The 14297-nt window shown below is 72.3% G+C and carries 11 protein-coding genes; 8 read left to right on the top strand and 3 right to left on the bottom strand.

What is annotated here, in order from left to right; all coding sequences use genetic code 11:
- The first annotated feature begins 83 nt into the window (after window positions 1-83).
- From ACFC1X_RS09025 to ACFC1X_RS08995, 7 genes are all read left to right on the top strand, one after another.
- A complete protein-coding gene (locus tag ACFC1X_RS09025) occupies window positions 84-1022 on the top strand; it encodes a M56 family metallopeptidase (RefSeq protein WP_376350217.1) in 939 nt (312 codons plus the stop codon).
- A 280-nt stretch (window positions 1023-1302) separates the two neighbouring features.
- On the top strand, window positions 1303-2091 hold the full coding sequence (locus tag ACFC1X_RS09020; RefSeq protein WP_376350214.1) for a GntR family transcriptional regulator: 789 nt from the start codon (window positions 1303-1305) through the stop codon (window positions 2089-2091).
- 33 nt (window positions 2092-2124) lie between these two features.
- Window positions 2125-2352: a ferredoxin family protein gene (locus ACFC1X_RS09015; RefSeq protein WP_030145386.1), complete on the top strand. Its 228-nt coding sequence runs from the start codon at window positions 2125-2127 to the stop codon at window positions 2350-2352.
- 13 nt (window positions 2353-2365) lie between these two features.
- The gene (locus ACFC1X_RS09010) at window positions 2366-3733 is read left to right on the top strand and encodes an ABC transporter substrate-binding protein (RefSeq protein WP_376350210.1); all 1368 of its coding nucleotides are present in this window, start codon (window positions 2366-2368) and stop codon (window positions 3731-3733) included.
- Window positions 3730-4611: an ABC transporter permease gene (locus ACFC1X_RS09005; RefSeq protein WP_376350207.1), complete on the top strand. Its 882-nt coding sequence runs from the start codon at window positions 3730-3732 to the stop codon at window positions 4609-4611. The genes ACFC1X_RS09010 and ACFC1X_RS09005 overlap by 4 nt, the downstream gene beginning before the upstream one ends.
- A complete protein-coding gene (locus ACFC1X_RS09000; protein ID WP_376350204.1) occupies window positions 4589-5422 on the top strand; it encodes an ABC transporter ATP-binding protein in 834 nt (277 codons plus the stop codon). The genes ACFC1X_RS09005 and ACFC1X_RS09000 overlap by 23 nt, the downstream gene beginning before the upstream one ends.
- Window positions 5423-5433: 11 nt before the next feature.
- Window positions 5434-8163, top strand: coding sequence for a fumarate reductase/succinate dehydrogenase flavoprotein subunit (locus ACFC1X_RS08995; protein WP_376350202.1), 2730 nt, complete (start codon window positions 5434-5436; stop codon window positions 8161-8163).
- Between the two features lie 42 nt (window positions 8164-8205).
- Here ACFC1X_RS08995 and recQ read toward each other — a convergent pair whose 3' ends face one another.
- Window positions 8206-10203, bottom strand: a complete 1998-nt coding sequence (gene recQ, locus ACFC1X_RS08990) for a DNA helicase RecQ (RefSeq protein WP_376350199.1) — start codon at window positions 10201-10203, stop codon at window positions 8206-8208.
- 194 nt (window positions 10204-10397) lie between these two features.
- Between recQ and ACFC1X_RS08985 the strand changes: the two genes are divergently transcribed.
- On the top strand, window positions 10398-10997 hold the full coding sequence (locus ACFC1X_RS08985; protein ID WP_376350196.1) for a Uma2 family endonuclease: 600 nt from the start codon (window positions 10398-10400) through the stop codon (window positions 10995-10997).
- Between the two features lie 74 nt (window positions 10998-11071).
- On the opposite strand, the gene nuoN is transcribed toward ACFC1X_RS08985, so the two are convergent.
- Together nuoN and ACFC1X_RS08975 are read right to left on the bottom strand one after the other, a co-directional pair.
- The gene (nuoN, locus tag ACFC1X_RS08980) at window positions 11072-12724 is read right to left on the bottom strand and encodes an NADH-quinone oxidoreductase subunit NuoN (protein WP_376350193.1); all 1653 of its coding nucleotides are present in this window, start codon (window positions 12722-12724) and stop codon (window positions 11072-11074) included.
- Window positions 12721-14292, bottom strand: coding sequence for an NADH-quinone oxidoreductase subunit M (locus ACFC1X_RS08975; RefSeq protein WP_376350190.1), 1572 nt, complete (start codon window positions 14290-14292; stop codon window positions 12721-12723). The genes nuoN and ACFC1X_RS08975 overlap by 4 nt, the downstream gene beginning before the upstream one ends.
- Window positions 14293-14297: the final 5 nt, after the last annotated feature.

Genomic DNA, 14297 nt, shown 5'->3' with positions numbered 1-14297 from the left:
GTGTGCGCGGCACCCCGCCCCGCGTTTCCGCCCCGCCCTGCCAGAGCCGCCCGTCCTCTCGACCAGGATCCGGAGCCAGTGGCATGACCGTCTGCCTGCTCCTGCTGTTCGTCGTCGCCGTGACCGCCGCGGTGCCGGTGCCGCGCGCGCTGACCCGGTCCGCGTGGCCCGAGCGGGACCCCGTGGTCGCGCTGTGGGTGTGGCAGTGCCTGGTCGCCACCGTCCTGCTGTGCTGTCTGACGGCCCTGGCTCTCGGCGCCACCGCCGTCTTCGGCACCGTCCGCGCCCAGCTCTTCGCGCCGGCGCCGCCCGCGGTGACCGCCGCGTACAACCTCTCCGCCGGACCGGCCTGGGCGGCCGCCCTCACCCTGCTGCTGGCCGCCGGTGCCGCCTGGACGACCGCGATGCTGGGCCGCGAACTCGTCGAGGCCCGCAGGCGGCGCGCCCGGTCCCGCGCGCACCTGCGCGAGCGCGCCCCCGACCTGCCCGCCGGGCTCCCCGCCGCCCGCGGGCCGCTGCTGGTCCTGGAGGACGAGTACCCGGACGCCTGGTGGCTGCCGGGCAGTCCCGCCCAGCTGATCGTCACCACGGGCGCCCTGCACCGCCTCACCGACCATCAGCTCGACGCCGTGCTCACCCACGAGCGCGGCCACGCCCGGGCCCGCCACGACTGGCTGCTGCACCTGTCCACCGCGCTGGCCACCGGCTTCCCGCGCGTCCCGCTCTTCACCCACTTCTGCGACCAGACCCATCGCCTGGTCGAGCTCTCCGCCGACGACACCGCCTCCCGTCGCTGCGGCCACCTGACCACGGCGCTGGCCCTGATCGAGCTGAACCAGCACCGCGGCGTCCTGTCCTGCGCCTCCAGCCACCGCCTCCTCGGCGAACGAGTCGACCGCCTCCTGGAGCCCTCACCCCGCCTGACCCCACGCCACCGCGCCCTGACGACGGCAACGGCGGCGCTGGTGCCCCTCCTCCCTCTCTTGATCACCTTCGCACCGGGGTTGACGGCGCTGACGTAACCCGCGTGAGCTGCGGGCAGTCGTCCCCCGCCCCAGCTGCGGGCAGTCGTGCCGCTGGGGCGGCACGGGTGGGCGCAGCGGCACCCCGCAACGCCGGGCCGCGACACCCACCCCCGGCCCACAGCGACGCCGGGCCACCGGACAACGCAGGGCCCGCACGTGGCAGAAGTCCGCCCACCCTCCCAGAAACCCCCAGCTCATCCCCCCACCCGGCGGAGCCCCCGGTGGCGCAACAATCCAGCAACACCACCAACCCCACCGGATAGGTATGGTTCCAGCCATGCCGCCCACCGACCGCATCCGCGACCACGCCGGCCAGGGCGCGACCACCGTCGCCGCCCACCGCGCGCGCCGCCGGTTGCGCGCCGACCGGGCCCGCCAGCTCGCCGACCTGCTCCGCCGCCAACTCCTGGACGACGCCTTCCCCGACGGCACACTCCCCCACGAGGACGCCCTCGCCGTCGACTACGGCGCCACCCGCAACACCGTCCGCCAGGCCCTCGACCTGCTGCGCGCCGAGGGCCTCGTGGCCCGCCAGCCCGGCATCGGGACCGTGGTCGTGGCCCGCAAGTACGCCCATGGGCTCGACCGCCTGATGGGCCTCGCGGAGACCCTGCACGAACAGGGCCGCGTCACCAACGAGGTCCGCACCACGGTCCCCGTACCGGCCCCCGCCCCGGTCGCCGAACGCCTGCGCGTACCGCCCGGCGCCGACGTCCTCTACATCGAGCGTCTGCGCCGCCTGGGCGGCGTCCCCCTCTCCCTCGACCTCACCTACCTGCCCCTCGACATCGGCACCGCCCTGCTCGGCGCCGACCTGGAGAACACCGACGTCTTCCGGCTCCTGGAATCCGTCACCGGCCGGCCGCTCGGCCACGCCGACATCACCCTGGAGGCGGTGACCGCGGACGCGCACACCGCCGCCGTGCTGGAGGCGCCGCGGGGCACCGCCGTCCTCATGCTGGAACGGCTCACCCACCTCGACGACGGCCGCCCCGTGGACCTGGAGTTCGTCCGCTTCCGCGGCGACCGCATCGCGATGAGCGGCCTGCTGCACCGGTCGCTCTGAACCCCCTTTCGCGCACCCTCCCTGGAGACAGCCATGCCCTTGGCGCCCCAGCGGGCCGACGTGCCCGTGACCATCGACGAGTCGAAGTGCATCGAAGGCTGCACCCTCTGCGTGGACATGTGCCCGCTGGACTCCCTCGCCATCGACGAGCGCAACGGCAAGGCCTACATGCACGTCGACGAGTGCTGGTACTGCGGCCCGTGCGCCGCCCGCTGCCCCACCGGGGCGGTCACGGTCAACATGCCCTACCTGCTCCGGTGAGAGGCCGACTCCCATGAAACCGAAACGCACCGCGCTCCCCGCCACCGCGTCCGCGGCCGCCGTGGCCCTGCTCCTCTCCCTCACCGCCTGCGGCGGCGACGCCTCGGCCGACGGGGACGGCTCCACGGTCACCGTGACCGTCGGCTACCAGTCCCGGACGATCAACACGGTCACCGCCGGCACCCTTCTGCGCTCCCTAGGCCACTTCGAGCAGCAGCTCAACGCCCTCGGCGACGGCGTCACCTACAAGGTGGACTGGCAGGACTACGCCACCGGCGCCCCCATCACCGCCCAGATGACCGCCGGGAAGATCGACATAGGCTCGATGGGCGACTTCCCGCTGCTCATCAACGCGGCCCGCGGCAAGCAGCTCGGCAAGCCGACCCGCCTGGTCTCGGTCACCGGCTACAACCTCCGCGGCGGCCTCAACACCATCGTGACCGCGCCCGGTTCCTCGCTCACCTCCCTGAAGGACCTCAAGGGCAAGAAGGTCTCGACGAGCGTCGGCTCGGCCGCCGACGGCACGCTCGTACGCGCCCTGCAACGCGCCGGCCTCGACCCCGCCAAGGACATCGAGAAACTCAACCAGCAGCCCGCGGTGGGCGCCTCGGCCCTCTCCTCGGGCAGCGCGGACGCCCTGTCGCAGTTCGTCGCGTGGCCCGGCCTGCTCGCTCACCAGGGCAAGGCGAAGGCCCTGTACGACGGTGCGCGGCTCGACCTGCCCACCTTCCACGGCGTCACCGCCCGCGAGGACTTCGCCAAGGAGCGCCCCGCCGTGCTGGAGGCGTTCCTGAGGGCCCAGACGCAGGCGACCGACTATCTCGACGCCCACCCGGTGGCCGCCGCCGAGAAGGTCGCGAAGGCCACCGGCCTGCCCGCCGAGGCCGTCTACCTCTACAACGGCGCCCAGGGCATCGCCACCTTCGACCCGGCGATCAAGCCCCAGCTCGTCGCCGCCCTCAAGAAGGACGTGTCGATCCTCCGGGACGCGAAACTCACCGGCGACGTGGACGTGGACGCCTTCGTCGACGACCGGTACGTGAAGAAGGCGCTCGGTCCGGCCGCGTACGCCGAGCGGCTCGCCGCCGGGCCCCCGAAGCCGGCCGGCGAGGTCTGGCCGAAGGAAGCGCGCAAGACCCTCTCCTTCACCTCCCCCGGCGCCCTGCTGAAGCACGTGGCCGCCCACCGCGACGACGTGCGCGCCGCCTACGTCCCCGACGCCACCACCGGCACCCTGTGGTTCGCCGACCAGTCGGTGTGGGTCGCCGACGGCACCGAACTGCTGCCCTTCCTCGCACCGGAGACCGCGCGGGAGTACGTCGCCGGGCACGGCGGAGCCCGCGTCGTCACATACACCGAGGCGCTGGAGCGGGCGTCGTGATCCGGTACGCGCTGCGCGTCGTCTCGCTCGCCGCCGCCCTCGGTCTCTGGCAGCTGCTGACCAGCCGGGACGTCGATCTGTGGCTGCGCTTCTCGCAGTTCCCCACTGTCACCGACGTGGCCCACGCCTTCGCCGACCGGCTGGCGGGGCCCGACTACTGGACCGACCTCACCGACAGCCTCACCCGCATCCTCACCGGCTTCCTGCTCGCCGCCGTCCTGGGCGTGGCCACCGGTGTGCTCGTGGCCCGCTCGCGGCTGGCCGAGGACCTGCTCGGCCCGGTGCTGGAGGTGATCCGCCCCGTCCCCGCGATCGCCCTCGTCCCCGTGGCGATCCTCCTCTTCCCCTCCAACGAGCAGGGCATCGTCTTCATCACCTGCACCGCCGCCTTCTTCCCCGTGCTGGTCTCCACCCGGCACGCGGTCCGCGCGCTCGCCCCGACCTGGGAGGAGGCGGTCCGCACCATGGGCGGCGGCCGGTGGCGGGTGCTCGCCTCGGTGGTCCTGCCGGGCGCCCTGCCCGGCGTGTTCGGCGGTCTGTCGGTCGGCATCGGCGTCTCGTGGATCTGCGTGATCTCCGCCGAGATGATCTCCGGCCAGTACGGCGTCGGCTACCGCACCTGGCAGGACTACACCGTCGTCGACTACCCGGGCGTCTTCGTCGGCATGGTCACCATCGGCGTACTCGGCTGGCTGACCTCCACCGCCGTCGAACTGCTGGGCCGCCGCCTGACCCACTGGCTGCCCCGCACGGCGTACGTCCCCGCCGCCCGGCCGAAGTCCCCGCGGACCCGCCCGGCGACCCCGCCCGCGCGCACCGCCGCGCCCAAGGGCACCGAACCCGAGGAGGCACGCGATGAGCACCTCGTCCGAGACTGAGACCGGGACCGACACCGAGGCCGGGACCGCGACCGGAACCGCCGCCGAGACGGCAACCGCCACCGGGACCCGCGCCCCGCGCGGCACCCGGCTCACTCTCCGCGACGCCACCCTCGGCCGCCCCGGCGCCGCCGCGCTGACCGGCGTGGACGTCGACGTCTCCCCCGGCGAGATCCTCACCGTCGTCGGCCCCTCGGGCTGCGGCAAGTCGACCCTGCTGCGCACCCTGGCCGGGCTGCTGCCCCCACTGGCCGGGACGGCGGAACAGGACGGGCACCTGATCACCGGCCCGGGTACGGACCGCGCGCTGGTCTTCCAGGAGGACGCCCTCCTGCCCTGGCGCACCCTGCGCGCCAACGTCGAACTCCCCCTCGCCATCCAGGGCCTGCCCCGCGCCGAACGCCGGGACCAGGCGGCGTCCTGGCTGGACCGCGTCGGGCTCACCGCGCAGGCACGGCAGTTGCCGCACCGCGTCTCCGGCGGGCAGCGCCAGCGCGCCCAGCTGGCCCGCGCGCTGGCCGGACGCCCCCGCGCCGTCCTGATGGACGAACCCTTCGGCGCCCTCGACGCCCAGACCCGCGCCGGCATGCAGGACCTGCTGGTGGAGGTGTTGCGCGGCACCGGCGCCACCGTCGCCTTCGTCACCCACGACGTGGACGAGGCCCTGTTCCTCGGCGACCGGGTGGCCCTGCTCGGCGCCGGCCGCCTCACCGCCGTACGCGACGTGCCCCGGCCCCGGGAGCGTGCCGCGCACGACGATCCGGCGCGGGTGGCGCTGCGGCGCGACGTACTGACATCCCTCGGCACCTGAAAGGCCCTCTGGTGGAGATCCCCGCGCTCACCGACGCCGAAGAACTCTCCTGCGACGTCCTCGTCATCGGCGGCGGTACCGCCGGCACGATGGCCGCGCTGACCGCGGCCGAGCACGGCGCGGACGTACTGCTCCTGGAGAAGGCCCACGTCCGCCACTCCGGCGCCCTCGCCATGGGCATGGACGGCGTCAACAACGCGGTCGTCCCCGGCCGGGCCGAACCCGACGACTACGTCGCCGAGATCACCCGCGCCAACGACGGCATCGTCGACCAGTCCACCGTCCGCCAGACCGCCACCCGCGGCTTCGCCATGGTCCAGCGGCTGGAGTCGTACGGGGTGAAGTTCGAGAAGGACGAGCACGGCGACTACGCGGTCCGGCAGGTGCACCGGTCCGGCTCCTACGTACTGCCGATGCCGGAGGGCAAGGACGTCAAGAAGGTCCTGTACCGGCAGTTGCGGCGGCGCGAGATGCGCGAGCGGATCCGCATCGAGAACCGCGTGATGCCGGTGCGGGTCCTGACGGCGGAGGGCCGGGCGGTGGGCGCGGCCGGGTTCAACACCCGCACGGGCGCGTTCGTGACCGTCCGCGCGGGCGCGGTGATCCTGGCGACCGGAGCCGCCGGTCGGCTCGGCCTGCCCGCGTCCGGTTACCTCTACGGCACCTACGAGAACCCCACCAACGCCGGTGACGGCTACGCCATGGCCTACCACGCGGGCGCCGAACTGACCGGCATCGAGTGCTTCCAGATCAACCCGCTGATCAAGGACTACAACGGCCCCGCCTGCGCGTACGTCGCCAACCCCTTCGGCGGCTACCAGGTCAACCGGCACGGCGAGCGCTTCGTCGACTCCGACTACTGGTCGGGCCAGATGATGGCCGAGTTCGCCGCGGAGGTGGCCGGCGACCGCGGACCGGTCTACCTGAAGCTCAGCCATCTCCCGGAGGAGTCCGTCTCCGCCCTGGAGTCGATCCTGCACTCGACGGAGCGCCCGACGCGCGGCACCTTCCACGCGGGCCGCGGGCACGACTACCGCACCCACGACGTCGAGATGCACATCTCCGAGATCGGCCTGTGCGGCGGCCACTCCGCCTCGGGGGTACGGGTGGACGACCACGCCCGCACCACCGTCCCCCACCTCTACGCCGCCGGCGACCTGGCCTGCGTGCCGCACAACTACATGATCGGCGCGTTCGTCTTCGGCGACCTGGCGGGCGCGGACGCCTCGCGCTACACGGCGTACGCGGGCGAACTGCCGCCCGACCAGCTGCGTGAGGCGCACGAGCTGGTCTACCGCCCGCTGCGCAACCCCGACGGCCCGCCGCAGCCCCAGGTCGAGTACAAGCTGCGCCGCTTCGTCAACGACTACGTGGCCCCGCCGAAGTCCGGCGCCCGGCTGTCGCTCGCCCTGGAGTCCTTCGAGCGGATGCGGGCGGACATCGCGGCGATGGGCGCGCGCACCCCGCACGAGCTGATGCGCTGCGCCGAGGTCTCCTTCATCCGCGACTGCGCGGAGATGGCCGCCCGGGCCTCGCTGGCCCGCACCGAGTCCCGCTGGGGTCTCTACCACGAGCGCGTGGACATCCCCGAGCGCGACGACGCCGCCTGGTTCCATCATCTCGATCTGCACAAGTCCCCCTCCGGTGCAATGGAGTTCACGGCCCGTCCCGTGGCTCCGTATCTGGTGCCGATCGACGAATTCACGCCGGTCGGCGGTGTCTCCCGGCACCTTGGCGAGGTGCACCCGGAGCAGGTGGCGACGGCCGGCCCGCGCGACGCGGCGCCCCGTGCCACGGGTACGCCTTCCACGGGCGCCGGCGACGCGGGCGGAGGCGGCTCCGCCGAGCCCACCGCCACGGCCTCCCCCCGCCTCCTCGAACTGCTCGCCCTCGCCGACAACGAACCCGAACTGCCCGTCCTCCGGCCCTACCTGTCCGATCCCGAACCCGCGGTACGGCGCACGGCGGTCACCGTGCTCACCGAGACCACCCCCGTCGGCACCGGGCCCGTCCTGGCCGCCGCCCTGTCCGACGCGGACGGCGAGGTGCGCGCCGCCGCCGCGGCCTCGCTGCGCGAACTGGCCGACACGCTGGCGCCCGAACCGGCCCTGGGCGACCCCCTGGTGCGGGCGCTGGGCCAGGACGACCCGGTGGTCCGCGCCACCGCCCTCGACCTGCTGCGCATTCTGCGGCTGGGCGAAACCGGCACCTTCACCACGTACCTCGGCGACCCGGACCCCTCGGTGCGCATCGAGGCGGTGCGCGGGCTGGTGTCCCTGGACGCGGCGGAGTCGCTCTCCCCGGCGGCGGCGGATCCGTCCCGCGAGGTCCGGGTCACCGTCGCCAAGGCGCTGGGGACGCTGCGGGCGGCCACCGGTGCCGGCGGTGCGCTCGACCGGCTCACCGAGGACCCCGACGCCCTGGTCCGCGGCGCGGCCTTCGCGGCCCTGGCCCGGACGGGCTGCCCGGCGCCGCTGGCGGAACGGGCGGTCGCCGCGCTGTCCGACCCCGCCTGGCAGGTCCGGGCCGGAGCGGCCGGCGCCCTGTCCGCCGCGGTCCCCGGCAGCGCGGTCCCCGTCCTCGCCAAGGCCCTCGCCGATCCGAACGCCGACGTGCGCAAGACCGCCGTCCTGGCCCTGACCCGGCACGCGGACGGTACGCCGGACGCCAGGTCGGCCCTCGCCACGGCGACCACCGACAGCGACGCCGACGTCAGGGCGTACGCGGCCCGGGCCCTGTGACGCCGAGGACCGGCCGGGAAGTCAGGCGCCCGGACGCGTCCTCTATATCCAGTCCTCGGGCTCCGGCTCGGGCTCGGCATCGGGCCACTCGTCCGGGCCGGGCCCGGTGTCGCCGCCGGAGGCGGAAGCCGCCTGCGTCGCCGCACCCGAGAGTCCCGCGAGCACGGCGATCACTCCCTCCCCGTAGGTCGCGAGCTTCTTCTCACCGACGCCGCTGATGCCGCCGAGCTGCCCCACGGAGGTGGGCCATACCGTGGCAATCTCCCTGAGCGTGGCGTCGTGGAAGATCACGTAGGCCGGGACGCCCTGCTCGCGGGCCTGCTCGGCCCGCCAGGCGCGCAACGCCTCGAACGCCGGCTGAAGCTCCTCGGGCAGCTCGGCCACGGCCGCCTTGGCCTTGCGCTCGCCGCGCGAGGCCGACCCCCGTGCCGCCGCCTTCTTGGGCTCCTTGCGCAGCGGCACCTCCCGCTCCCGCCGCAGCACCGCCCCGCTGTCGTCGGTCAGCACCAGCGTGCCGTACTCCCCCTCGACGGCGAGCAGTCCCTGGGCGAGGAGCTGCCGGGCGACGCCCCGCCACTCGCTCTCGGCGAGATCCTCACCGATGCCGAACACGGAGAGCTGGTCGTGGTCGAACTGGATCACCTTGGCGGTGCGCTTGCCCAGCAGGATGTCGATGATCTGTCCGGCGCCGAACTTCTGCCCGCGCTCCCGCTTCAGCCGCACCACCGTGGACAGCACCTTCTGCGCCGCCACCGTGCCGTCCCAGGTCTCGGGAGGGGTGAGGCAGGTGTCGCAGTTGCCGCAGGCGGACGCGTCCGGGTCCTGGCCGAAGTAGGCGAGGAGCTGGCCGCGGCGGCAGCGGACGGTCTCGCAGAGCGCGAGCATGGAGTCCAGGTGGGACTGGGCCCGGCGGCGGAAGGCCTCGTCGCCCTCGCCGGACTGGATCAGCTTGCGCTGCTGAATGACGTCGTTGAGTCCGTACGCCATCCACGCGGTCGACGGCAGTCCGTCGCGGCCGGCGCGGCCGGTCTCCTGGTAGTAGCCCTCGACCGACTTTGGCAGGTCCAGGTGGGCGACGAACCGCACGTCCGGCTTGTCGATGCCCATACCGAAGGCGATGGTCGCCACGACCACCAGGCCCTCCTCCCGCAGGAACCGGGACTGGTGCGCCGCGCGGGTGCCCGCGTCCAGACCCGCGTGGTACGGCACCGCCTCCACGCCGTTGCGGGACAGGAACTCGGCGGTCTTCTCGACGGAGTTGCGCGAGAGGCAGTACACGATGCCCGCGTCGCCCGGGTGCTCCTCTCGCAGGAAGCTCAGCAGCTGCTTCTTGGGGTCCGTCTTCGGCACGATCCGGTACTGGATGTTGGGCCGGTCGAAGCTGGCCACGAAGTGCCGCGCCGTCGGCATGTTCAGCCGCTCGGTCAGCTCGCGGTGGGTCGCGTGCGTGGCCGTCGCCGTGAGCGCGAGGCGGGGGACGTCCGGCCAGCGCTCGCCGAGCAGCGACAGGGCGAGGTAGTCGGGCCGGAAGTCGTGGCCCCACTGCGAGACGCAGTGGGCCTCGTCGATGGCGAAGAGCGAGATCTTGCCGCGGGAGAGCAGGTCGAGGGTGCCCTCCAGACGCAGCCGCTCGGGCGCCAGGTAGAGCAGGTCCAGCTCGCCGGCGAGGAACTCGGCCTCCACCATGCGCCGCTCGTCGAAGTCCTGCGTGGAGTTCATGAAGCCGGCCCGCACGCCGAGCGCCCGCAGCGCGTCCACCTGGTCCTGCATCAGCGCGATGAGCGGCGAGACCACGACGCCGGTGCCGGGCCTGACCAGGGCCGGAATCTGGTAGCACAGCGACTTTCCGGCGCCGGTCGGCATCAGCACGACGGCGTCGCCGCCCGCCACCACGTGGTCGACGACCTCTTCCTGCTCGCCGCGGAAGGCCTCGTATCCGAAGACCCGGTGCAACGTGGCCAGCGTCTCGCTGCCCTCGCCGTCCACGCGCCTCGCCTCTGCCGCCTCTGCCATCTCGCCGATCACACCCGTCCCGCCCATCGTCCCGTCCCCCGTACGCCTTGCCTCGCCCGTCTGGTCTGCCTGGTCCGTCTGGTCCGCCCTGCCCCGACCACTGCCTCAACGATAGGGGCCCGCGCCGACAGCCTCCGAGTTATCCACAGGCTTCACTCGTCGCCGACCGTTACCATTCGATAGCCTGAAGTGACAACAGGGACTCCTACCGTTGGGCTTCCATGAGAGTGGCATCCGAGGCCTCACCGCCTGACTGGCCCATCCCTCCCGACGGGGGCTGGACCGCTGACGATCTGGACCGCCTCCCCAACCTGCCTCCGCATACGCAGCTGATCGATGCCGGGCTTGTCTTCCCCTGCCCGCAATCGATCTTTCACGAGCGGGCAACGTCCTTCTTCGGTCGGCAGCTCTCCGTAGCGGCGACACAAGGGCTCGATGTTCTGTGCAGATTCACCGTCGACGTAGACCGGCAGAACAGGTTGGAGCCGGATGTGCTGCTACTACAGGAAGAAGCGCTCACAAGTCCCGCCCAGACCCGCGTCCCGGCGACGGCCGTCGTGCTGGCCGTGGAGGTCGTCTCGCCGGACTCCGTCTCCCGCGACCGCGAGACCAAGCCCCTCAAGTACGCCCGGGCCGGAATCCCCCACTACTGGCGCGTGGAGAACGAGAAGAGCCTCGCCGTCGTCCACGCCTTCGAGCTGGAGCCGGCCACCGGCGCCTACGTGAGCGTCGGCATCTTCCGTGAGCGCATGAAGCTGAGCGCCCCGTTCCCGATGGACCTGGACCTCACCGCCATCAAGGCACGCCGCGGCGGCGAGTAGCCCCGCACGCACGACGGCGGCCCGGCACCCCGAGGGGGTGCCGGGCCGCCGCCTCAAGAACAGCGAGCGCCGCGTCAGCGCACGAACACCCCCGCCTGACCGGCAAGGTCCAGGAAGTACTGCGGCGCCACGCCGAGTACCACCGTGACCGCGACTCCGACGCCGATCGCCGTCATCGTCAGGGGGGAGGGGACCGCCACCGTCGGGCCCTCCGGCCGTGGCTCGCTGAAGAACATCAGGACGATCACGCGGATGTAGAAGAATGCCGCGATCGCCGAGGAGATCACGCCGATCACGACCAGCGGGGCCGCGCCGCCCTCCGCCGCCGCCTTGAACACGGCGAACTTGCCGGAGAACCCGGAGGTCAGCGGGATGCCCGCGAAGGCCAGCAGGAAGATCGCGAACACCGCCGCCACCAGCGGTGACCTGCGGCCGAGCCCGGCCCACTTGGACAGGTGCGTCGCCTCGCCGCCCGCGTCGCGCACCAGCGTCACCACGGCGAAGGCGCCGATCGTGACGAAGGAGTACGCGGCCAGGTAGAAGAGGACGGACGAGATGCCTTCCGGCGTGGTCGCGATGACACCGGCGAGGATGAAGCCCGCGTGCGCGATCGACGAGTACGCCAGCAGCCGCTTGATGTCGGTCTGCGTGATCGCGACGATCGCGCCGCCCAGCATGGTGACGATCGCCACGGCCCACATCACCGGCCGCCAGTCCCAGCGCAGGCCGGGCAGGACGACGTAGAGGATGCGCAGCAGCGCGCCGAAGGCGGCCACCTTGGTCGCCGCCGCCATGAAGCCGGTCACCGGCGTCGGCGCGCCCTGGTACACGTCCGGCGTCCACATGTGGAACGGCACCGCGCCCACCTTGAACAGCAGGCCCATGACGATCAGCGCGGAGCCCACCAGCAGCAGCGCGTCGTTGCCCATGGTGTCGGCGAGCGCCGGGGTGACGTTCTGCACGGTGCCGTCGACGACCTGGGCGATCGTGCCGTACGACATGGAACCCGCGTAGCCGTAGAGCAGGGCGATGCCGAACAGGGTGAACGCGGAGGCGAAGGCGCCGAGCAGGAAGTACTTGACCGCCGCCTCCTGCGACATGAGCCGCTTGCGGCGGGCCAGCGCGCAGAGCAGGTACAGCGGGAGGGAGAAGACCTCCAGGGCCACGAAGAGCGTCAGCAGGTCGTTGGCGGCCGGGAAGACCAGCATGCCGGCGACCGCGAAGAGCAGGAGCGGGAACACCTCCGTGGTGGTGAAGCCGGCCTTGACCGCCTTCTGCTCGCTCTCGCTGCCCGGTACGGCGGCGGCCTGCGCGGCGAAGGAGTCGACGCGGTTGCCGTGCGCCTCCGGGTCGAGCCGCCGCTCGGCGAAGGTGAACAGGCCGACCAGCGCCACCAGCAGGATCGTGCCCTGCAGGAAGAGGGCCGGTCCGTCGACGGCGATGGCACCCATCGCCGCGATGCCCGCCTTGGTCGTGCCGTAGCCGCCCGCCGCGAGCGCGACGACCGCGGCGAAGGCGGCGACCAGCGCGACGACCGACACGAACATCTGCACGTAGTAGCGGGCCCTGCGCGGCACGAAGGCCTCGATCAGGATTCCGATGATCGCCGCGCCGACGATGATGAGGGTGGGCGCGAGCTGCCCGTACTCGATCTTCGGCGCGTCGATCTTGGCGATCGGGTCGGCCGCCGCCGTTGTCCACAGGCTGTGGACGGCTGTTGCGCTCACTTGGCCGCCTCCACCTCAGGCTGGGGGTCCTTCTTGTGTACGTCGGACATGGTCTGCTCCACCGCGGGGTTGACGATGTCCGTGAGGGGCTTCGGGAAGACGCCCAGGAAGATCAGCAGCGCCACCAGCGGCGCCACCACGACCAGCTCACGCACCCGCAGGTCGGGCATCGCGGAGACCTCCGGCTTCACCGGGCCCGTCATCGTCCGCTGGTAGAGGACGAGGGTGTAGAGCGCGGCGAGCACGATGCCGAAGGTGGCGATGATGCCGATCACGGGGTAGCGCGTGAACGTGCCGACCAGGACCAGGAACTCACTGATGAAGGGCGCGAGGCCCGGCAGGGAGAGGGTCGCGAGGCCGCCGATCAGGAAGGTGCCGGCGAGCACCGGCGCCACCTTCTGCACTCCGCCGTAGTCGGCGATGAGCCGCGAGCCGCGCCGCGAGATCAGGAAGCCGGCGATCAGCATCAGCACCGCGGTCGAGATGCCGTGGTTGACCATGTACAGCGTCGCGCCCGACTGGCCCTGGCTCGTCATCGCGAAGATGCCCATGATGATGAAGCCGAAGTGCGAGATCGACGCGTACGCGATCAGCCGCTTGATGTCGCGCTGGCCGACCGCGAGCAGCGCGCCGTAGATGATGCTGACGACCGCCAGGACCAGGATGACCGGCGTCGCCCACTTGCTCGCCTCCGGGAAGAGCTGGAGGCAGAAGCGGAGCATCGCGAAGGTGCCGACCTTGTCGACGACCGCCGTGATGAGCACGGCGACCGGGGCGGTCGACTCCTGCATGGCGTTGGGCAGCCAGGTGTGCAGCGGCCACAGCGGCGCCTTCACCGCGAAGGCGAAGAAGAAGCCGAGGAACAGCCACCGCTCGGTGCTGGTCGCCATGTCGAGTTCGCCGCTCGCGCGGGCCGCCGCGATCTCCGTCAGCGAGAAGTTCCCGGCGACCACGTACAGCCCGATCACCGCGGCCAGCATGATCAGACCGCCGGCCAGGTTGTAGAGGAGGAACTTCACCGCGGCGTACGACCGCTGCGTCGCCGCCGTCTTCTCGCCGTGCTCGTGGGCCCGGTCCCCGAAGCCGCCGATGAGGAAGTACATCGGGATGAGCATGGCTTCGAAGAAGATGTAGAAGAGGAAGACGTCAGTGGCCTCGAACGAGATGATCACCATCGCCTCGACGGCCAGGATCAGGGCGAAGAAGCCCTGCGTCGGCCGCCACCGGCTGCTGCCGGTCTCCAGCGGGTCGGCGTCGTGCCAGCCCGCGAGGATGATGAACGGGATCAGCAGCGCGGTCAGCGCGATCAGCGCCACCGCGATGCCGTCCACGCCCAGTTCGTACCGGACGCCGAAGTCCGCGATCCAGGAGTGCGACTCGGTGAGCTGGTAACGCTCGCCGCCGGGGTCGAAGCGGACCAGGACCGCGATCGCCAGCGCGAGCGTGGCCAGCGAGACTAGCAGCGCCAGCCACTTGGCCACCGTGCGTTTCGCGGCCGGCACGGCGGCCGTGGCGATCGCCCCGACGGCCGGGAGGGCCGCCGTGACTGTCAGCAGGGGAAAGGACATCGGTA

Origin of the sequence: Streptomyces sp. NPDC056128, from assembly GCF_042263835.1 — a bacterium.
Lineage (GTDB): Bacteria > Actinomycetota > Actinomycetes > Streptomycetales > Streptomycetaceae > Streptomyces.
The sequence above is the reverse complement of the archived record's forward strand: the minus strand, read 5'-3'. Positions and strand labels throughout refer to the sequence as shown.

Excerpts from the sequence above, each read along its gene's own strand:
- ACFC1X_RS09025 (WP_376350217.1), top strand. The coding sequence starts at position 84 with ATGACCGTCTGCCTGCTCCTGCTGTTCGTCGTCGCCGTGACCGCCGCG.
- ACFC1X_RS09020 (WP_376350214.1), top strand. The coding sequence starts at position 1,303 with ATGCCGCCCACCGACCGCATCCGCGACCACGCCGGCCAGGGCGCGACC.
- ACFC1X_RS09015 (WP_030145386.1), top strand. The coding sequence starts at position 2,125 with ATGCCCTTGGCGCCCCAGCGGGCCGACGTGCCCGTGACCATCGACGAG.
- ACFC1X_RS09010 (WP_376350210.1), top strand. The coding sequence starts at position 2,366 with ATGAAACCGAAACGCACCGCGCTCCCCGCCACCGCGTCCGCGGCCGCC.
- ACFC1X_RS09000 (WP_376350204.1), top strand. The coding sequence starts at position 4,589 with ATGAGCACCTCGTCCGAGACTGAGACCGGGACCGACACCGAGGCCGGG.
- recQ (WP_376350199.1), bottom strand. The coding sequence starts at position 10,203 with ATGGGCGGGACGGGTGTGATCGGCGAGATGGCAGAGGCGGCAGAGGCG.
- ACFC1X_RS08985 (WP_376350196.1), top strand. The coding sequence starts at position 10,398 with ATGAGAGTGGCATCCGAGGCCTCACCGCCTGACTGGCCCATCCCTCCC.
- ACFC1X_RS08975 (WP_376350190.1), bottom strand. The coding sequence starts at position 14,292 with ATGTCCTTTCCCCTGCTGACAGTCACGGCGGCCCTCCCGGCCGTCGGG.